General features: G+C 42.4%; 21 protein-coding genes and 1 pseudogene. 6 read left to right on the top strand and 16 right to left on the bottom strand.

All coding sequences use genetic code 11. The features are described 5' to 3' along the window. Positions 1-59 precede the first annotated feature (59 nt). Positions 60-909: pseudogene (locus HWQ23_RS23735) on the top strand (sensor histidine kinase); the annotation flags it as partial. Positions 910-981: 72 nt separating this feature from the next. Here the strand turns inward: HWQ23_RS23735 and HWQ23_RS23730 are convergent. From HWQ23_RS23730 to HWQ23_RS23710, 5 genes are all read right to left on the bottom strand, one after another. Next, positions 982-2,085, bottom strand: a complete 1,104-nt coding sequence (locus HWQ23_RS23730; protein WP_292833683.1) for an AI-2E family transporter — start codon at positions 2,083-2,085, stop codon at positions 982-984. Positions 2,086-2,144: 59 nt separating this feature from the next. Next, entirely contained in the window at positions 2,145-2,426 is a 282-nt protein-coding gene (locus HWQ23_RS23725; RefSeq protein ID WP_292833681.1) for a hypothetical protein, read from the bottom strand. Positions 2,427-2,520: 94 nt separating this feature from the next. After that, entirely contained in the window at positions 2,521-2,958 is a 438-nt protein-coding gene (locus HWQ23_RS23720) for an NUDIX hydrolase (RefSeq protein WP_292833679.1), read from the bottom strand. Between the two features lie 13 nt (positions 2,959-2,971). Next, positions 2,972-3,460 (bottom strand): hypothetical protein, encoded by a 489-nt coding sequence (locus tag HWQ23_RS23715; protein WP_292833677.1) that lies wholly within the window; start codon positions 3,458-3,460, stop codon positions 2,972-2,974. Positions 3,461-3,660: 200 nt separating this feature from the next. Next, positions 3,661-3,819 carry a hypothetical protein gene (locus tag HWQ23_RS23710; protein WP_292833675.1) on the bottom strand — a complete coding sequence of 53 codons (159 nt, stop codon included), beginning with the start codon at positions 3,817-3,819 and terminating at the stop codon, positions 3,661-3,663. Between the two features lie 143 nt (positions 3,820-3,962). On the opposite strand from HWQ23_RS23710, the gene folD reads away from it, so the two are divergent. The 3 genes from folD (at position 3,963) to HWQ23_RS23695 (ending at position 6,678) form a co-directional block, all read left to right on the top strand. Further along, a complete protein-coding gene (folD, locus tag HWQ23_RS23705; RefSeq protein ID WP_292833673.1) occupies positions 3,963-4,850 on the top strand; it encodes a bifunctional methylenetetrahydrofolate dehydrogenase/methenyltetrahydrofolate cyclohydrolase FolD in 888 nt (295 codons plus the stop codon). A 138-nt stretch (positions 4,851-4,988) separates the two neighbouring features. Then, positions 4,989-5,921 (top strand): geranylgeranyl diphosphate synthase CrtE, encoded by a 933-nt coding sequence (gene crtE, locus HWQ23_RS23700; protein ID WP_292833671.1) that lies wholly within the window; start codon positions 4,989-4,991, stop codon positions 5,919-5,921. A 301-nt stretch (positions 5,922-6,222) separates the two neighbouring features. Continuing rightward, entirely contained in the window at positions 6,223-6,678 is a 456-nt protein-coding gene (locus tag HWQ23_RS23695) for a divergent PAP2 family protein (RefSeq protein ID WP_099100219.1), read from the top strand. Positions 6,679-6,915: 237 nt separating this feature from the next. Here the strand turns inward: HWQ23_RS23695 and HWQ23_RS23690 are convergent, their stop codons facing one another. The 8 genes from HWQ23_RS23690 to fraC form a co-directional block, all read right to left on the bottom strand. Next, complete coding sequence (locus HWQ23_RS23690) at positions 6,916-7,617, bottom strand: hypothetical protein (protein WP_292833669.1); 702 nt, start codon at positions 7,615-7,617, stop codon at positions 6,916-6,918. Between the two features lie 309 nt (positions 7,618-7,926). Then, on the bottom strand, positions 7,927-8,256 hold the full coding sequence (locus tag HWQ23_RS23685) for an MgPME-cyclase complex family protein (RefSeq protein WP_292833667.1): 330 nt from the start codon (positions 8,254-8,256) through the stop codon (positions 7,927-7,929). A 65-nt stretch (positions 8,257-8,321) separates the two neighbouring features. Then, positions 8,322-9,038 (bottom strand): nuclear transport factor 2 family protein, encoded by a 717-nt coding sequence (locus HWQ23_RS23680; protein WP_292833665.1) that lies wholly within the window; start codon positions 9,036-9,038, stop codon positions 8,322-8,324. A 161-nt stretch (positions 9,039-9,199) separates the two neighbouring features. Beyond that, positions 9,200-9,925 (bottom strand): pyridoxine 5'-phosphate synthase, encoded by a 726-nt coding sequence (locus tag HWQ23_RS23675; RefSeq protein WP_292833663.1) that lies wholly within the window; start codon positions 9,923-9,925, stop codon positions 9,200-9,202. Between the two features lie 182 nt (positions 9,926-10,107). After that, entirely contained in the window at positions 10,108-10,764 is a 657-nt protein-coding gene (locus HWQ23_RS23670; RefSeq protein ID WP_292833661.1) for a pentapeptide repeat-containing protein, read from the bottom strand. A gap of 307 nt (positions 10,765-11,071) precedes the next feature. Then, complete coding sequence (locus HWQ23_RS23665; RefSeq protein ID WP_292833659.1) at positions 11,072-11,851, bottom strand: ABC transporter permease; 780 nt, start codon at positions 11,849-11,851, stop codon at positions 11,072-11,074. Between the two features lie 55 nt (positions 11,852-11,906). After that, the gene (fraD, locus tag HWQ23_RS23660) at positions 11,907-12,914 is read right to left on the bottom strand and encodes a septal junction protein FraD (protein ID WP_292833657.1); all 1,008 of its coding nucleotides are present in this window, start codon (positions 12,912-12,914) and stop codon (positions 11,907-11,909) included. Between the two features lie 60 nt (positions 12,915-12,974). Beyond that, entirely contained in the window at positions 12,975-13,514 is a 540-nt protein-coding gene (fraC, locus tag HWQ23_RS23655; RefSeq protein WP_292833655.1) for a filament integrity protein FraC, read from the bottom strand. 223 nt (positions 13,515-13,737) lie between these two features. Between fraC and HWQ23_RS23650 the strand changes: the two genes are divergently transcribed. Continuing rightward, positions 13,738-14,874, top strand: a complete 1,137-nt coding sequence (locus tag HWQ23_RS23650; protein WP_292833653.1) for a cob(I)yrinic acid a,c-diamide adenosyltransferase — start codon at positions 13,738-13,740, stop codon at positions 14,872-14,874. 500 nt (positions 14,875-15,374) lie between these two features. Here HWQ23_RS23650 and HWQ23_RS23645 read toward each other — a convergent pair whose 3' ends face one another. Further along, complete coding sequence (locus HWQ23_RS23645; protein ID WP_292833651.1) at positions 15,375-15,686, bottom strand: microviridin/marinostatin family tricyclic proteinase inhibitor; 312 nt, start codon at positions 15,684-15,686, stop codon at positions 15,375-15,377. Between the two features lie 724 nt (positions 15,687-16,410). Between HWQ23_RS23645 and HWQ23_RS23640 the strand changes: the two genes are divergently transcribed. Further along, positions 16,411-16,752, top strand: a complete 342-nt coding sequence (locus tag HWQ23_RS23640) for a hypothetical protein (protein WP_292833649.1) — start codon at positions 16,411-16,413, stop codon at positions 16,750-16,752. Between the two features lie 247 nt (positions 16,753-16,999). Here the strand turns inward: HWQ23_RS23640 and HWQ23_RS23635 are convergent, their stop codons facing one another. Continuing rightward, positions 17,000-18,004 carry a transaldolase gene (locus tag HWQ23_RS23635; RefSeq protein ID WP_292833647.1) on the bottom strand — a complete coding sequence of 335 codons (1,005 nt, stop codon included), beginning with the start codon at positions 18,002-18,004 and terminating at the stop codon, positions 17,000-17,002. Between the two features lie 358 nt (positions 18,005-18,362). Further along, positions 18,363-19,793: a pyruvate kinase gene (gene pyk / locus HWQ23_RS23630; RefSeq protein ID WP_334887731.1), complete on the bottom strand. Its 1,431-nt coding sequence runs from the start codon at positions 19,791-19,793 to the stop codon at positions 18,363-18,365. Between the last annotated feature and the right edge of the window lie 68 nt (positions 19,794-19,861).

Raw genomic sequence — 19,861 nt, 5'->3', positions numbered from 1 at the left:
GAAATATTGGATTAGCTGAAGTACTTTATATTCTCACATCTAGACTGTAAATTTTGGGATTAATTCAGAGTGAAAAAATGGCTGCTTTAGGACAACTCGTTGCTGGTATTGCCCACGAAATCAATAACCCGGTCAACTTTATTGCTGGCAACCTTGTTCACGCCATCCAATACAGTCAAAATTTACTCAATCTGATTAGATTGTACCAACAATATTATCCTGAACCATCAGCGGAAATTCAAACTGCGATGGGCGTAGCCCGTCGTAGACATCGCACAAATTCAACTGGATTTTTTAAGCGTTGATCTCCCCCGACTTCTCACCTCTATGGAGGTTGGTAGCAAGCGAATCAAGCAAATCATTCTTTCGTTACGAAATTTTTCCCGCCTCGATGAATCCGAAAGAAAATCAGTTGATATCCATGAAGGTATTGATAGTACTTTGCTAATTTTACAAAGTCGTCTCAAAAATCACAAAATCGGTGAAAGCATAAACATAATTAAGGAATACGGTGATCTTCCTCAAGTTGAGTGCTATGCTAGGTTACTCAATCAGGTGTTTATGAATATTTTGGCGAATGCTATTGATGCTATAGAAGAGTCATTAGTTATTAGTCATCCGTCATGGGTAATAAATAAAGGAAACATTTGCATTCGTACTGAACTCACTGATGACAAGCAAGTAATTATTCGCATTTCCGATAATGGGCCGGGAATTCCAGAGAGTTTCCAAAATCAGTTGTTTGATCCATTTTTCACCACTAAACCCGTTGGTAAAGGAACTGGATTAGGTCTATCTATCTGCTATCAAATTGTTGTGGAAAAACACGGTGGTCAACTGCAATGTATATCGGTTGTTGGCCAAGGGACTGAGTTTATTATTAAAATTCCACTTCAACTTAATTCTTAACTTGTAAAAAAAACAAGCAGTAAGTAATAGCCAAAATTGTCAATTTTCCTTTGCTTACATATTTATTGAACTTTAACTATAAGTTCCTGCTCTCTCACTAATTATCGGAACAGGTTCTGATTCGATATCATCTATCTTCTTAAACTCTCCAGCCCGCCAGCTATCTGTTATATCCTTGATAAAACTGGCAATAGGGATCGCAATTAATAAACCCAGCACTCCTCCCAACTTTGCCCCCAACAGCAAAGAAATCACCACCCACACGGGATTTAGTCCAGTCAAATTACCCAGAATTCTAGGTGCAACAAAATTAGAATTAACTTGGTCGATCGCAACAGCTACACCTAAAACTTCAACTCCTAACCAAAAGTTTTGCAATGCCACCAACAAACTTACTATGGCGATACCTACCCCCGTACCAAAGGGGAAGAGAGAAAACAAACCAATACCGATGCCAAAAAGTAAAGCTAAGGGAACTTGCAGCGCCAAAAATGCCAGTGTAATTGTCACCCCTAGCACGGCTCCCAATGTTGCTTGGCCGATGAAGTAATTGTGAAAATCCTCTCGCAGTAATTCCCGCACCTTTAGCCCAATGTTAGGGGGAAACCATTGGAAAATTCCGTCCCAAAGACGTTCGCCGTTTAATATTAAATAGACAGTAAGCACTACTGCCAACAGCACGTTGAGGACAATACCAATGGTATCGACGGCAAAACCAAGAATTCTACCAGTGAAAGACTGAAGTTGGTTAGATAATCGTTCCAGAACTTGGGTAAATAAACCACTTAAATTAATCGGAAGCTGTTGTTGACTTAACGCCCAATCCTGGAAAGCTTGCAGCTGCACAGTACCAGAATCAATCCAACTGGGCAAAATATTAGCTAGCTCTACGAGCTGTTGGATAATCAGGGGAACCAAGGTGATGCCTAAAGCTCCTAAAACCACCACAGTCAAAAGCAATACTCCTGCGATCGCTAGGTTGCGTTTTACCCTTTGTTCCTGGAGAAACTGGATTGGATAGTTCAAGACAAAAGCCAGTAAGATGGCGGCGGCAATAATGCTCACCAAGGGTTGAAAATACTGTACAACTTGGAGCAATAGCCAACCGTTGAGAATGGCAATGGGAAATGCCAATCCTATAGTTAACCATCGCGGTAGTTTGTTTGCTGATTGCATTAGGGTGACTCCACAAGAGTTATAACTTTATTCTGGCTTCTGGGAACTGGGCAATAATCCTAATGGTGGCATTTGGGATTTGGGTATTTTTTATGTGCTTTGTGTGCAACTCCTAATGCATCCTGATTAATAAAATATTCTCCACTTTCTGGCTCAACTGCCATGTACCAGTTATAGTGAGTTTTAATTAACGACTGTTGTACCTGAGCAAAAATTGGTTGGCAGCGCTCTTTAAATGCTTCGCGTTCAGCTTTCCATTGGGCTTTCTGTTCTTGAGTCCACTGAATTTGTGGAAAGATTCTCCCCCGGCATACTGTACGATTAGATTTTGCTTCAGTCATAGTTGGTTCTCATATCCATTGCCATATCTATATTTTCCACACTACTTCAAACTGGGCAACTAATAGCCGTTTAGCAAATAGTGATTCTCTTTGATTAGGCTTGTTGATTTGTCTCGAAAAAATCCAACATAATTCGCTGATGCACACTTCCCAAAGGTCGCACTTCGCCAGCCTTTTGCGAATAACAGTTACCTTGGCGAATATCTTCTGGGGTCAATAACCCCATATCCCAGCCTTCATTCAAAACCAGTTGATTTAATTCCATCAAAAGTGGTGCATGAAAGACATGACGAACAACTCTTTCGTCGGGATAATAGCCAAATTTAATAAAAGGTGGTAGGATATACCCGATTTCTTCTAAAATTTCTCGCTTCACTGCTACCTCTGGCGTTTCACCAAGTTCGATATGACCGCCAAATAGCGCCCAGTAACCAGGGTAGAGAATACCGGGGATGTTGTCGCGCAGTTGCATGAGAAACTTGTTTTTTTGGTAGAGAATTGCGATCGCTACATGCACCGGTTGATTGTTCATTTTTAATTGCTGATTACTCTTCTTCTAGATAAACTTCTCCCAATTCTTTCCCCGCTAAGGGGATACTTCGGTAGCGAACTTTACCCTTAATCACTACTTGCGCTCCCTCGGCCAGATTCTTTTGATGGGTGACAACCCAAATTTTGCCAGTCGAGTCATTAATTTGATAAGCCCACTCCTTCATTAGAGGAGCTTGCTTTTCTACCTGACCTTGGATGTAAACTATAGCCTGATTGTCTTGTTTTGGTTTAATTTCTCGAATTGGGGTGACATTGGTGCCAATTTTCAAGTTAACCCCATTCAAGCCAGACGAAGGCAAACTACCACAACTACAAAGCCCCACCACCAATAAAAAAATCAACCCCAGGCGGTAGCGAACAATGCTGTGTCCGTAGAAAAACAAAAGGGACAAATTTCTCGCTTGTTCCATGAAAGCCACCGATTGAGCAAATTTTTGCGTCATTGTTTGCGTTGTCGCCAGTTTCATTAGGTCAGTTCCCATTTATAATGTTTTCTTCGGTTGCAGAAACACACTCTCAACTGAGCAAAAAATGTTCCGATTTCATCCATAATCTTTATATTCTTTAGATAACATCCTTGATCTGAGAAAATAAACATTATGGATTTACCGTGAGAAAAACGCTACAACATCAAACAGGAACACAATAATTGTTAAAAGTCAAGAGTCAATAATCAATATTTTCACTCAGGATTTTGGACGTTGACTGTGCCAATTTTAGATTTTGGATTAATGGAATAATGGAATTGGTTTTTCGGTACAAGCCCCCCTTCTAGGCCCAATAAATCTAAAATCATCTTTTCTTCAATCCCTAAGCCCCGCACCCTTGTGGTTTCTTCCAATCCAAAAGACGCTCTCTACGAGACGCTGCGCGAACGCGGACTCGCTAACGCTACGCTATCGTAAATCTAAAATCCAAAATTGTTTGACTGTGCCTAGACCAGAAGCGGCTGAGTTTTGAAAAAAGGCGAATATGGGAATTCTCATGGAAACAAAAACTGCCAAACTCCTTGATGGTAAAGCAATAGCTGCAAAAATTCAGCAAGAACTTTCTGTTGCCATTACACAATTACAACCAAAAATTGGACGGCCCCCTGGTTTAGCGGTGCTGATGGTTGGCGATAATCCAGCATCAGCCGCTTATGTACGTAATAAAGAAAAAGCCTGCGCTAAAGTTGGTATCGCCTCTTTTGGTAAGCATTTTCCCGCCCAAACTACCCTTGGGGAGTTAGAAGAGGTGATAGCTGCACTCAACCAGGATGAACGGGTGGATGGCATTCTTGTGCAGTTGCCCTTACCTAACCACTTGGATGCTGTGACTCTGCTACATCAAATTGATCCTGATAAAGATGCTGATGGACTCCACCCAGTTAACTTGGGGCGATTAGTACGGGGAGAAACAGGTTTACGCAGCTGCACGCCGGCTGGTGTGATGCGACTGTTACAAGAATATGAGATTCCTTTGCAGGGAAAACAGGCAGTAGTCGTGGGACGCAGTATTTTGGTGGGTAAACCTATGGCGCTGATGCTACTAGAAGCTGATGCCACAGTTACGATCGCTCACTCGCGATCGGATAATCTCAAAACCATCACCCAAAATGCTGATATTCTAATTGCAGCAGTAGGTCGTCCCGGACTGATCACTGCTGATATGGTGAAACCGGGCGCTGTTGTGGTAGATGTAGGGATGAATCGCGTCACCGATGCTAGTGGCAAAAGTCGCTTAATTGGCGATGTCCACTTTGAATCAACCGCCGATGTAGCAGGATTTATTACCCCCGTTCCTGGTGGTGTTGGCCCGATGACTGTCGCCATATTGTTGCAAAATACATTTGCCAGCTATTCTAGGGCGGCAAGAGAGGAAAGAGAGTGAGGAGTGATCAGTTAAAAGTTAAGAATTATTATTGCTAATTCCTAACTCCTAATTCCTAACTATTCATTTTTTCAGCCCCACAGCACCTTAAAATTGTGACGTATAAGACAAAAATCCCCAAATGTCAGGAATTTAAGAATGGTAGCAACTGATAACGTTCAAAAGACACCACCAGAGGAAGCCACATTTAACTTAGCAGCCTATCTAAAAGAGCGACAAAAGCTTTGTGATACTGCTTTGGATCAGGCTATCCCAATCATTTATCCAGAAAAGATTTATGAGGCGATGCGCTACTCGTTATTAGCTGGAGGCAAGCGTGTACGTCCCATTCTTTGCCTTGCTACCTGTGAAATGATGGGTGGAACTATCGAAATGGCCATGCCAACGGCTTGTGCTGTGGAGATGATCCACACAATGTCGTTGATTCATGACGACCTCCCAGCGATGGATAATGACGATTACCGTCGTGGTAAGTTGACAAATCATAAAGTCTATGGCGAAGATGTGGCGATTTTGGCTGGGGATGGCTTGTTGGCTCTGGCTTTTGAGTTTGTTGCCATTGAAACCCCCCAAAGCGTCAACAGAGAGCTAGTCTTGCAGGTAATTGCCCGTCTTGGTCGGGCGCTGGGGGCAGCTGGTTTGGTCGGCGGTCAAGTTGTCGATTTAGAGTCGGAAGGTAAATCAGATATTTCCCTAGAAACGCTAAATTTCATTCATAAACACAAAACAGCTGCTCTTTTGGAAGCTTGCGTAGTTTGTGGCGGGATCATAACTGGGGCATCACTTGAAGATGTGCAGCGACTGACCCGTTATGCTCAAAATATTGGGCTAGCATTCCAAATAATAGATGATATTCTGGATATCACTGCTACTCAAGAGCAATTAGGCAAAACAGCTGGTAAAGACCAAAAAGCCCAGAAAGTGACCTATCCCAGCCTTTGGGGGCTTGAGGAATCGCGCTCAAAAGCCCAAGAGCTAGTAAAAGCAGCTTGTGTGGAATTAGAACCATTTGGGGAGAGAGCCAAACCACTCCAAGCGATCGCTCATTTTATTATCAGCCGCAATAACTAGTACAGCTTTGCGGAATTCGGAATACTCGCCTTTGGCGAGAAGCAAGCTATGTAATTATTATACCGCAAGGGTTTCATTGATTTGGAATGGGTGGTTTATTTACACTATGCTGTAGTACTACCGCCCAACGGAATTCAAAATTTAAAATTCTAAAAGCTTGTTTGATAAGCTTTTAGGCTATTTTGAATAATTGGTCTGTTTCCATCGTGATGTACTAGGTTAATTTTGGATTTTGGGTTAAATCTAAATGTTTCCTCAACCAACAACTGCTGCTAATATCTATTAACCTAACCAAAATACCATGCAGGACATAGGCAACATTTTAGACAACCGGGTGCTGCTGGTTGCTCTGCTAGCTTGTTTAATTGCTCAAGCACTAAAACTCGTAATCGAGATCATCAAAAATCGCAAACTGAATGTGCGTGTTTTGGTGACAACCGGAGGTATGCCCAGTGCCCATTCGGCTCTAGTTACGGCTCTAGCGGCTGGTGTAGGGCAAGAACTGGGTTGGGGATCTCCTGATTTTGCCGTTGCGATGATTTTTGCGATCATCGTCATGTATGATGCAGCCGGAGTTCGCCAAGCGGCTGGTAAGCAAGCTCGTATCCTTAATCAAATGATTGATGAATTATTTGATGAAAAACCAGACTTTAGCCAAGACCGTTTGAAGGAATTACTTGGACATACACCAGTTCAGGTAATCGCTGGGTCAGCTTTGGGTATAACTATCTATTGGTTAGCTAGGTCTGCTTATTAAGCTAGAGCAATGAATTTTTCTTTGAGCGGCTAGTAATTTGTCAACCAATTTTGGATTTTAGATTTACCCCATGAATAAATTTACTTGCTCTGAGGATGGAAGGATTTGTTCCACAAATAAATACATTCGCTTTAAACCTTTTGAATTTTCAATCCCAAATTTAAAATCTAAAATTCGGTCAGTTGACAAATTACCACCCAGGTAGATCGCATCAGTATTTCAGAAAACTTTATATCACTACAAGCGCACAGTTGAGCGCAGCAGAATCACCTTACGACTATCTACTATGCTGGCAACAAGACCGCGATCGTTCAGCTTTTGCAATGTGTTGTATGCTTCACTTTGGTTAGTGGTATAAACTGCCAACAAGTAAGGGCGTTGTCCATAAGAAACAAAACCTACGTTACCTCCCATTAGTTGCTGCACACTATTTACTAGTTCAGGACGGTTGTAATAATCTACCAGGACTGCATAACCCTCTCCTAAGGCTTGAGGATTATAGTTAGCTGTCTGCTGAGGTGACTGTGGCTGTGGCTGTGGCTGTGGCTGTGGCTGTGGCTGCACATTTGCCGTTCTTGGTCTGGGCTGTGGCTGCACATCTGCCGTTGTTGGTCGAGTTGTAATTATGGCAGACAGTCCAACAATATTGCTGACATATCTGGCCCAACGATTGGCATCGTCAATTTTGTTAAAGCCCCCTACCCGCGTCACAGTTTCGTTGAGATATTTGCAGGTGATGGTCTTAAGTTCAGACGGTAAGGCACTACGCAACTGCTTTTGATTATTTGCTGTGGGACTGACTACTAATAAAAGATACTCACCTGTATTTGGTGGTTGACAAAGGGGAATGGCTTGTTGGGCAAAGACAGAACTCATGCCACCAATCAACCCTGCAATCGCTAATCCGAAAACACTTAGTAAAGTCTGAAATCTATGCACAAAAGTTAGATTATGTAAATCAAGGTGTCTTAGAAGATTTTATAAGAAAAAAGGTGAAAACCTAGCTACTTAAGTATGCGGATTAAAGGAGTGTCAAAAAATATATTTTGTTCCTCAAAAATAAAATTAGGGAATGGGGAGTGGGGAGTGGGGAATAGGGAGACAAGGGGACAAGGGAGACAAGGAGAATAACCCATGCCCAATGACGCCAGTCGTCTCAAGTCGAGCCAGCCGCTTGCGTATTTTCCCCCCGTTGTGCGGGCTGGCGTGGGAAACCCGCTCTTACCGCCTGGCTCCCCAATGCCCAGATTAGGAAACAGTAGCAAGCGATGCCAAAGCATCCGGTATTGTCTCAGAAGGAGCCTGGAATTCACCAGTACTGACGTACTCTAAACGCAGTTTTAACCAAGTAATAAATTGGGGATTAGTAGAAATAATTGCTACTGCTGGTTGAGGACACTTCGCTTTTAACTCTGTAAACTGCGGTGTTTCCAAGAAAGCTGGTTGCTGAACCAACCAAAAATCTATTTCTTTTTCTTGTTCGTGGTAGTGACGAGTGCGCTCTTTGAGAACTTCGTGTGTCGGTTCTTCTTCGAGAAGAAAGCGTTGACTGGCCAAAACGTAATAATATGTTTGCATTTGCATCCTTTGGTTGCTATGTGAATAATTTAAGGGCACAGCGCTGCACTCTGTACCCCTAAAAACTAACTCTTGTGGGATTTCTTGAACCAAGAACTGAACGGACAAGCACTTCTCTGGCTTTCAGCATTTGTCTTGCCACCAGATGTTAGCTTTTGCAAGAACAGACTATTGTCAAAGTAGTGTTCTAAGGAAACAATCTTCAAGTCATCGCTAACTTTTGCAATACTCATGCCGATAATTTCTATTGTCTCTCCAGTCGGTGCATGGTCTTTGTATTCTCCGTTAAAATGTCCCCAATGCCGCCACTTGAATGTCACATTTGGTGGCCCTGAGAAAACTTCCACCACTTCCCAAGGAAATCCTTGGGGAAATGCTGTGTAGAAGAGTTTTCCGGATGATTCAAAGGTTTCTTCTGAAGCCTTGTAATGTTCTGAATCAGCCATAAACAAATTGTAAGTACCTTGGGCTGATACATCTGCTGCTGTGTACTCTACTCCACCATTGGTACTGACGCGAAACTTGTCATTCACAATAGACAACCACTCTTGCGGGTTAGCTTTGAAAGATACCTCCATCTCAAAGGTTCGTACCAAGTTTTGCACGATCGCTTCCAGTGTACCTTCAAGGTGATTGTAGATACTTTCTTGGGCGAGATTCTGGTTTGAACGGGAATAATCAGGCGGTGTCTGATCGCGCCACTCAACATCAGTGCTTTCTGCTATTACCTTATCCCGATGCTGTACCCAAAGCGGCAGGTTGTTAGATTGTGTTGCGCTCATAGAAGTTTTTGCTGAAGATTTGATCCCAATTTCTAGATTTCGCAGTGACAATCCCTCTAAATGTGGGGAGTGGGGAGTGGGGAGTGGGGGAGATGAGGGAGATGGGGGAGCAGGGGAAGCAAGAGAGAATATTTCATAATCAATGCCCTACTCCCTACTCCCTACTCCCTCTTCCCTCTTATAGCTTCTTTCATCTCGCGCACTGCCCTTTCTATACCTACTAATGCAGCCCGACTGATGATGGTATGGCCAATATTCAGTTCTTCCATGCCTGGAAGCGCAGCCACCGGATAGACGTTCCAGTATGTGAGTCCATGACCAGCGTTGACTCGCAATCCAGCTTGAATCGCTTGTTCACACCCTTTAGCTAATATGGCTAATTCTCGCTGGCGATTTCTTTCATCCTTAGCCTCAGCATATTGTCCGGTATGCAATTCAATAAACTGCGCCTGCACCTTGACAGATGCTTGGATTTGTGCTGGCTCTGCGTCAATAAATAAACTAACTGGTATGCTAGCGCTTTGCAATTTATCGACTATCTCACCTATTCTAGCAATTTTACCGATAATATCTAGTCCGCCTTCTGTTGTGACTTCTTCGCGCTTTTCGGGGACTAAAGTCACATAATTTGGTTTGATATCGAGAGCGATCGCTAGCATTTCATCTGTAGGGGCCATTTCTAAATTAAGATGCGATCGCACTGTTTGCCGCAATATACGCACATCCCTATCTTGGATATGCCGCCGATCTTCGCGCAGATGCACCGTAATCCCATCTGCACCCCCTAATTCTGCCAGCACCGCCGCCGCTACGGGGTCTGGTTCCACCGTCCGCCGTGCTTGCCGGATGGTGGCGATGTGGTCAATGTTAACGCCAAGTGTAGACACCCCAAATTTCTCCCAAATCCACAGTCCTCAGAACTTGATTTTACCGGAAATGTATATGCTAATTTTTTGACATTCTCCTTATCTATAGGACTCATATCTGATTTTTGAACAATATTTCAGATAGAACCCTGATAAAACAGGCTTTTCAGTCTCAGAAAAGTCAGACCAAAACTGGCTCCTGACTAATAAATCACTATCTGAGGTTGCTTAATTGTGCCATCAGGCATGATAGTATCGCGAAACTTTGCATAAATCAGGTTTGCCTCCCAAAGGTTTGCCTTATTCAAGTTTGCCTTGGTTAAATTTGCCCATGTCAGGTCTGCACCAGTTAAGTTGGCCTGAGTCAAATTAGCTTCTAGTAATTTTGCTCCACATAGCTTTGCACCAGCGAGATTTGCAAAACTTAAGTTAGCTTCAATCAGCGATGCTTCAATTAATTTAGCTTTACTGAGGTCTGCTTCTCTCAAATCCACATCACACAAAGAAGCACCCCAAAGATTACTACCTGTGAATTTCACTCGCCATAAAAAAGTTCCGCACAAATTTGCTCGTGTTAAATCAGCATTAATCAAATTAGCTTCGCACAAAGAGGCTTCATACAAATTAGCTTCACGTAAGCTAGCTTGCATCAAATTTGCGCCACTTAAATTAGCACGAGTCAGGACACAGCCACACAGATTTGCACCACGCAAATCCGCTCCTATGAAGTTAACACCATTTAAGTCAATTCCTTTCAGGTCGATTCCACTCAAGTCACATCCACTGAAATCTCGGCGCTGAAAATATTTATTTGTGATTTGACTTAATACAAATTCTTGCTTGTCAGCATAATTTTTCATGGTATTCACCTCTGGGTGTAATTTATCTCAAAGGTCAAGTGTGGTAGTTACCGTATATTGAGAGTACACCCCAAATGGAGATCAACTCAGTAAATAATCAAAAATAAATTCCCAAAAAATCGCCAATCACCTGAGAATAGGCTTTTGAAGTGATTTTTAAAACAAAAAATGCTGACATAAGTCAGGAAATATTCATACAACAGGAGTTGAGTGCTGTTAGCTTTCTTCGGGGCATTTAGCCCGTACCGAGTAGAGAATCTCACTTCTTTACTCAGAACTCGGAACTGTTTTGCCCAATGCCCAATAACTAAAATTCGCGTTGTGAAAAAATAAAAATAGCGATCGCTAACAACATCACACTATAAAGTAAGCCATAGCCAGCGTTTGTAATCAGTGCTGTTGTGTCAGGTAGTGCTTGCAGACCATAAACGGCATCATTTTTTAAATCTAATCGAGATAAATCTGGCAAGATGAGAAACAAACCTTGAGTTAGACCTTCCATACCAGGGTTGCGGCTAATACGCCCAAGTTGTACTAAATCGTGAGTAATATTTCCGATTAAATATACCGCAAAGGTTAAAACAGTCGCTAGCAGTGAAGCAGTAAAAACGCTGAAGGTAATAGCCACAGAGGTGATTAATGACAACTGCAAAAATAAGAAAATTGCAGCAATTAGAATGCTCGTCGTTGGATGAGGAATTTTACCAAATTGCAGAAATACTAGATAAATTGCTGTCATCATGGCCACAAGTACAGCTAGTATTGCAGATAAACCCAAGTATTTGCCGACGATAATTTCGCTGCGGCTGACAGGTTTAGCAATTAACATCAAGATAGTACGTTTTTCAATTTCTTTATTAACTAGTCCTGTACCAACAAATATTGTAATAATCAGCCCGATGGCATTCATCGCCGCCATCCCAAAGTCTAAAAACATTTTGTCTTCAGTCGTAGCTGCAAATTCAGGAAGAACGCGGAAGGCAATGGCAAGTATTAGCGCATAAAAACCAATGATATATAGGATGCGATCGCGTACCACTTCCTGAAACACATTCTTTGCCAATACAAAAATTCTGTTAATAGCCATTTGTTATTTGTTATTTGTTATGGTTATCCCCCTCATCCTCCTCATCTCCCTACCTTCACTGCTGCGGAGGCGGTGATCCAGGAATCAATTTACTCAGGCGATCGCATTCAATTTCTGCAACTGTAATCTTATTCCCGGAATTATTGGTTGCTGCAACTGGTTCAATGCGACAAGATTTTTTCAAGTAATAGCCCCGTAGGTTATAACTTGGGCCTATCCAAATACTTAATAAATCTAATATATATCCAGACTTAGTATTAGATACACGGGGTTCAACGCGCCATAGTTCCTTCTCTTCATATTTACCCAGGTTTTTTTGAATTACTCCCCTACCCAGACTTCCTACCTGCTGTTTCGCATCTAGCAACCATTTCTCCACTTCCGACCAAGGTCTTTGGGCTATTTGTTCTACTACTATTGGTTGAAGTCGCTCTAGAATTACAACGCCGTTTGGTGGAATTTTTACTGCTTCTTCTGTTCTGACAACAAAGGTACTACGTTTAAAAGTATCTGCCTGCAAACTGGGATATTGTCGTAACCAATTATCCATTACAAAGTAAAATTGAATCCAGCAACTTAGCAGCATACTACTAGCAACTAAAATTATGATTCTTTGGCGGTCTTCTGGCTTAGGAATTCGAGCTTTAGCGTCGGTGTCATTTCCTTCAATAAATTCTGGTATTGCCGTAATTAGTGCTGAAATTGTCGGCCATAAAACGATTGTTCTTGGTGTAATTACATCGTGTTCATTTCCAAATGCAAAAACACTCACTAAGAATCCAGTGATTACTGCCCCGACTGGCATAAAAGTACCAGGAACCCTCAAAGGATCTTCAGTTGTGTACCAAGCTGTGCCGGCAATTAAAAATAACCAGCCGAAAAAGGCAATAACATCTTTGATATAGCTTGTAGCAAAATATGAAAGTACCCAAGAAAAAATACTCAGATAAATAAATGTCTGCCAAGAATAAGCTTTGGGTGGAACTAATATCTTTCTAATTCCCGCATAAAGCCCTTCAGTAAATTTAAAAAACCCAAATACATCTTTAAGTAGCGTATTCATCTTCCTTTTTCCACCTGATTAATAAATCACTTTCCTCTGAATTCAACAAGTCAATCCTTGCTATTTTGAGCGAAACAATAAAATAATTGTGATTAGACTATAACTCAGAGAATTCGCTATTAATACTGTAGTAAGTAAATTGGTAGTTTGTAATTTAACATTGCTAAAAGTATGCGATCGCCGCCGTTGATATGTTTGAGGCTCCTCTTCTTTTTTAGCAAATGTTTCATTTAATGATAGTAGTAATACCCTTAAAATGAAAAATTTCATTAAAAAAGTAGCAAAGAAAATTATAAAGGCAGTTAAGATAATTAGAGTTTGTGTATTCTGGTATTTAAAAGTATTAAAAAACATATAATTAATTAATTCTGATTTCACCTGTATCGGCAACATTGGTTCTGATACAAAAAATATGAACCAACCAATTACACTAGAAAACAGATTCATAGAAATGGCATAAAAAGTACTGGATTTTTTGTCAAATTTTAGCCGAGTGTGCAAAACATATGCTTCGATGGGGATGGCAATTAGTACAAATAAAAAGTCAAACAGAATTCCACCAATGGGAAAAATCCTGGGAAACATCCAATTTTCAGGCATAAATGGTCAACGGTAAGGGTTAACTGTAGTGAGTATAACTGGGATAGTGAGGGTGATGGGGGAAATTATCCGATTGTTCTTGTTCTTTACTATGGTGGTGTGTCAGTATTCCTCTATTGATATTGTTAATACTTGTACGGACGCGCTAGAGGGGCAGTTTCTAAGATGAGAGTACAACACGTTAGGTAAGATTAAAGACTGCCACGTTATAGCTTTTCGAGAGATGACAAGGAACGGTATTGGTATTCGCACGGCGCAAGTGCGTGCAGAACGGCTCATTGGTCAAATTCACGTCTACGATGGCGTGGGTAAAGGTAAGTCTCAAGCGGCTTTAGGGGTGGTTTTGCGCTCCATTGGCTTGGGGATAAATATGCCTAGTAATTCTAACCGCGTTTTACTGCTGCGGTTTTTAAAAGGGCCTGAACGTGATTATGACGAAGATGGCGCGATCGCAGCTTTGCAGCGCGGTTTCCCCCATTTAATTGACCAGGTTCGCACTGGGAGAGCGGAATTTTTTGGGCATGAGGAAATTACCACCTTTGACCGAGATGAAGCCGCGCGGGGTTGGGATGTAGCCAAAGGTGCGATCGCCAGTGGTTTATATTCAGTTGTCGTCTTCGATGAAATTAACCCGGTTCTGGATTTAGGTTTGCTACCAGTGGATGAAGTGGTACGGACATTAAAATCCAAACCCCAAGAGTTGGAAATCATTGCTACCGGACGCGCCGCACCGCAAAAGTTGCTTGATATTGCAGATTTGCACTCAGAAATGAAACCTCATCACCACCCAACAGCTAAAGCCCTCTTACTTGAAGGGATTGAAATTTATACTGGTGCTGGTAAAGGCAAGTCTACTAGTGCTTTGGGCAAAGCCTTGCAGGCGATTGGTAGGGGAATCAATCATCCCGGCTCTACCCGTGTGCTAATTATGCAGTGGCTTAAAGGTGGTAGTGGGTACACAGAAGACGCAGCGATCGCCGCCTTGCAGCAGTCATATCCAGAAGTGGTGGATCATCAGCGCTGTGGTCGAGATGCGATCGTCTGGCGTAATTCCCGGCAAGAATTAGACTACGTAGAAGCCGAACGGGGTTGGGAAATCGCTAAAGTTGCGATCGCCTCTGGTCTGTATAAAACTATTATTCTCGATGAACTCAATCCCACCGTTGACTTAGAATTACTCCCCGTTGAACCGATTGTCCAAGCTTTACTCCGCAAACCCCGCGACACCGAAATTATTATCACTGGCCGCTGCCAAAATCCACCCGCGTACTTTGACTTAGCTAGCGTCCACTCAGAGGTTTATTGCCACAAACACTATGCTAATCAAGGTGTAGAACTTAAACGAGGGGTAGATTTTTAAATTGGCAATGGAGAATGGGGGAAATAAGAAAGAACAGAGGCTAAAAGCTTTATTCATACAGAATTCTGACTCCTGAATTCTTCTTATAAAATATTCCCTGACAAATAATAGACCTCTTGCAAAAGTCCCTAACACCCCATCCCCAACCCCTCCTCGCTTGCGGGGAGGGGAGACAAAGCGTAGCTTTGGCGGGGTGGGGTTCTTATTTTTGATTTATGCAAGAGGTTTAATGATTAATCACTATCAGGAGCAATCAGGGGCAGCCAATGGCTGCCCCTGATTGCCTATTTTGTTATCAAAAAATGGGTCTAAAACCCTGTCATAAAGGACGGCTTTAAGTTTTGTGGCTCTTGTCTTTATCCCCGTTACAAAACTGTACTTCTTTGAACGAGTTCTTTAAATTTCTCGATATTTTCCAAAAGTCCTGAGCATAGATCGCATTTTGTTTTTGCTAGTTTTCAAAACCGCATCTCTGGTGTACTCAAAAATAGAAAGTACAGTTATTTTGCGTATTTTGCGGGCAAAGCGTCATCGCCGTCTGATGGGTACTTCAAAGTTACTACACGCCCATCTTCATGATCAGAATGGCACTTATGAGTAACAGCCTGTTCATCACTATCAGAAGGGTACTTCTTTGTTGCGACAACGCCGTCTTCACTATCAGAAGGGTACTTCTGAGTCATGACTGTCTGTCCGCCGCTAATTGCTTCTGATTCTTGATCACAAAGGTCTTCAGCGTTTTGCCCTTCTAGGAATCGGGCGAAAAATGGTACTGCTTGTGAATTCAAATCTTCTGGTTTGATCTCAGACATAATCTTTCTCCTATGAAAAGTGAATTTCAATTTAGACTACAACTCGATTTGATGATATTACGTAATACATACGTATAGAAAGCATGAATTTTATTAACATAATATTTATTTATGTAAAAATAATTGTATAAAGTTGAAATTATAATAAATTTTTTTAAGTATTTTATTAACAATTGCTACTGAGTACTGGTTTCACTAAAAGAGAATGTTTCTTAAAACCCTTTTTCTTAGTAAACAATGTCAAATGTAGAATCAATTCTCCTCTTTGACTATGGTTTGACAGGAGCAATTAATTTTCGCTATTCATAAAAACAGAGATCAAAGCTGGTAGTCTTGCTTATCTAACTTTTAGTACTGTTTAAATAGGGATTATCAATAATATATTTTCTGGATTAGTTTCTGCTTTTGGCAATCTTGGGATACTTGGTTTCTCCCTACCCAATGCACCCAGAAGTATTGGAATGTGATTAGCAAGGCAAAGCTCTCTCAAACTCAGACAGCTAGCAATTACCCCCCTTTATGGTGAATTAGGAAAAATTACATTTTACTAGACATTGGCTATTTATTTGCATAATTTAATCTCATTTACAATTATCCATAAGGTTGAAATTGCAATACAGAATTTCATACCAAATTAAGTTTAAAAAAAAGAGTGTGAGCGATAATTTGCGGACTTTAGAGTGTTTAATAAAGTTATTGCCAAAAGTCTAGTAGAAGCAAAAACATGAAAGGTTTTAAGAAGCTATCCTCAATAGCAATGTTGCTATGTGCCTTTGTGTATCCGCCCTCATTAGCTGAAGCGAAGGATATTTCGCTAAATAATATTCGCAATGAACAGAGCGCCACGCCAGATGCTAACCTAGTTGGAGATAAAACCGGACAGCTTTTAATTGCTCAACGGCGGCGGCCAGGACGATACCAAATTATTCGACGACGGCAGATAATCCGACAACGGCAGCCTTTCGGACGATATCAAAATATCCGACGACGGCAGCCGTTAAGACAACGGCAAAATATCCGACGGCAGCCCGTCGGACGATACCAAATTATTCGACGCCGCTATTAGACATCTTTGAAAATCAATCTACAACCCTTGTGCAGCTTGGGCTGATACCTAATTTCTGGAGATGTCTATGTGAAGACTACTGATGCAAATAAGTAATGGTTAGTGGTTATTCTATTAACCACTAACCATTAACTATCGTTATGTTCTAAGGAATACCAAAAAATCAATTATCCATAACTTGATAGTGCGTTACGGCTCAAGCCGTAACGCACCCTACAGCCTGGATATTTTTTTAATTGGAAGTCCCTTAATGGCTTGCTACTACCTCTGCTTCCAGGCGAACTAGTCGGTCTGCCAAAAGTTTCTCAAGGTCTTCTAATGCCTTGGTGAAACCTTTGATGCCCTCGTCTAGTTTGTCAGTTGCCATGCGGTCAGTGGCGTGCATCTTGTCATAGGTAGCTTTGTCAATGGATATCTTTTCAATTTCCAAGTTTGCTGCCTTAGCAGGGTCAAGTTTACGTGGCAAGTCTCCAATAGTTGCGTGCAATTCACCCAAAAGTGCCGGCGAAATTGTCAACAAATCACTACCTGCAAGTTCAGTAATTTCACCAATGTTGCGGAAGCTAGCTCCCATAACTTCGGTTTTATAACCGAATTTCTTGTAGTAGTTGTAGATTTTGGTGACAGACAAAACTCCTGGGTCTTCGGCTGCGGGGTAGCTATCGCGTCCGGTATCTTTTTTGTGCCAGTCGAGAATCCGACCGACGAAGGGAGAAATTAGGGTAATGCCGGCTTCTGCACAAGCGATCGCTTGGTGAAGACCAAACAACAAGGTAAGGTTACAGTGAATACCTTCTTTTTCGAGAATTTCCGCAGCGCGAATGCCTTCCCAGGTGCTGGCAATTTTAATCAAAACGCGATCAGGGCCAATTCCAGCAGCTTTATACTGGGCAATTAAATCCCGTGCCTTAGTAAGGGTAGCTTCGGTATCGTAAGACAAGCGAGCATCCACTTCCGTAGAAACGCGACCGGGAATAATTTGTAAAATCTTTAATCCAAAGGCAACTGCCAGACGGTCAAAAGCTAGAGAAACTATCTCTGTTTGGGTAGCCTTGGCTCCAGCATCTTTCTGGGCCTGGAGTAAAGTTTGATCAACAATTCCCTGATATTCTGGCATCTGCGCCGCAGCAGTAATCAGAGAAGGATTGGTGGTGGCGTCTTGGGGTTTGAACTTTTCAATTGCCTGGATATCCCCTGTATCTGAGACCACAACAGTCACTTCCCGCAATTGTTCCAGTAAATTCTTAGACATAAAATACTCCGTGATGAATGTTACAGGATTTACCGAAGAAGAATTCAGAATTCAGGAGCCAGAATCCAGAATGGATTTTGTGTGATGGTTACTGAGCTTGTCGAAGTACTGGATGGAGAATCCAGGTTTAGAGCAAGCGATTTTAATCATGGAGAAGAAAAAATTCTTTCCGTGACTCTTCGTCCTGACTTCAGACGTGGGGTATTCTGAATTCTGAATTCTGTCTTCTGACTCCTTCTCATTTATTCCCCAGTTCTTTACAATCTTTACTCTTGCTTCAATTCTGATTCTGGCAATTTTTCGGAATCATTGCCCAAGTTTGCTTACTATCCACAGCCACAGCCCTATTCTAGGTGGGTTATGCCGAAATTGGCTGTCCAATGGAATGCACTTTGATTAAACTAGTTGTTCCCGATTTACCAATTGGAACGCCAGAGGTAATTACCACCTTATCGCCCTTATTCGCTAGACCCATGTCTACAACTGTGTTCACCACATTGGTAAACATCTCTTCGGCATTGTGGACTGGTGGGATCAGCAAAGCTTCCACACCCCAAGAAAGTGCTAGTTGGCGATAAGTGGTGATGTCAGAGGTGAGGGCAATAATCGGAGAAGTAGGGCGATATTTAGAAACCATTCTCGCTGTACTTCCTGATGAAGTGTTACAGAGAATTGCCCGTGAGCCTGTTTCATAGGCGATGCGACACACGGATTCTGCCACAGATTCGGTAACGCTAAGACTGCCTGCTTCATGACACCAAGCATGTTTGCTACCCTCATCTAGAGCCTGTTCTGTCCGCACGGCGATATTGTGCATCATCTGGACGGCGGCGACGGGATATTGTCCGACGGCCGTTTCACCAGAAAGCATTACCGCATCCGTACCATCTAAGATGGAGTTGGCAACATCAGTTGCTTCGGCGCGGGTGGGATCGGGGGCGCTAATCATCGACTCTAGCATTTGGGTGGCTGTAATCACCGGCTTGCCAGCACGATTGCAACGGCGAATGATATCTTTTTGAATTAGGGGTACTTCGTGAATTGGCACTTCCACCCCTAAATCACCACGGGCAATCATAATCGCGTCCGCAACCTTCAAAATGGAGTCAAAATTCTCTACTGCTTCTGCTCTTTCGATTTTGGCAATTAAGCGGATCGAAGCACCAGCAGCTTCAATCATCCTTCGGGCGGGTTCTAAGTCTTGTGGCGATCGCACGAAAGACACCGCCACCCAGTCTACACCCAACTGAATCCCAAAGCGCAGATCCAGCAAGTCTTTTTCGGTGATCGAACTCACAGGTAAAGGAGTTTGTGGCAGGTTTACTCCTTTGTGCGTGGAAATTAGCCCGCCAATTTTCACCTCCGCCCGAATGCGATCGGCATCACGAGCGGTAACAATCAACTTGACGCGACCATCATTAATCAAAATCGGTTCGCCTGGTCGCACCATTGCGAATAAAGTCGGCAATGGTAGGGGTAATTCGTCGATAGTCTCACCCTTTTCTTGCAAAACAAAGGTGACTTCACTACCAGCTTCCAGATTTAACCCTTCTGGTGGTAAAATTCCCAAGCGAATCTTGGGGCCACACAGGTCTTGCATAATTGCGATCGGCTTTTGCTGCTCAGTACTAATTTGCCTGAGATAGTGAGCGGTTTGGGCGTGGAATTCATAGGCTCCGTGAGAAAAATTCAGCCGCGCCACATTCATTCCAGCTTCTACTAAGGCTTGCAGCCTTTCAGGTGGAGATGAAGCCGGCCCAACAGTACAAATGATTTTGGTTCGACGCATAGGGATTGGGGGTTGAGGAATAACCTGCAAATTTGGATGCTTTGAGCGTAGGCGTAGCCCGTCGTAGA

Source organism: Nostoc sp. JL33 (genome assembly GCF_017114985.1).
Taxonomy (GTDB): domain Bacteria; phylum Cyanobacteriota; class Cyanobacteriia; order Cyanobacteriales; family Nostocaceae; genus Nostoc.
The sequence above is the reverse complement of the archived record's forward strand: the minus strand, read 5'-3'. Positions and strand labels throughout refer to the sequence as shown.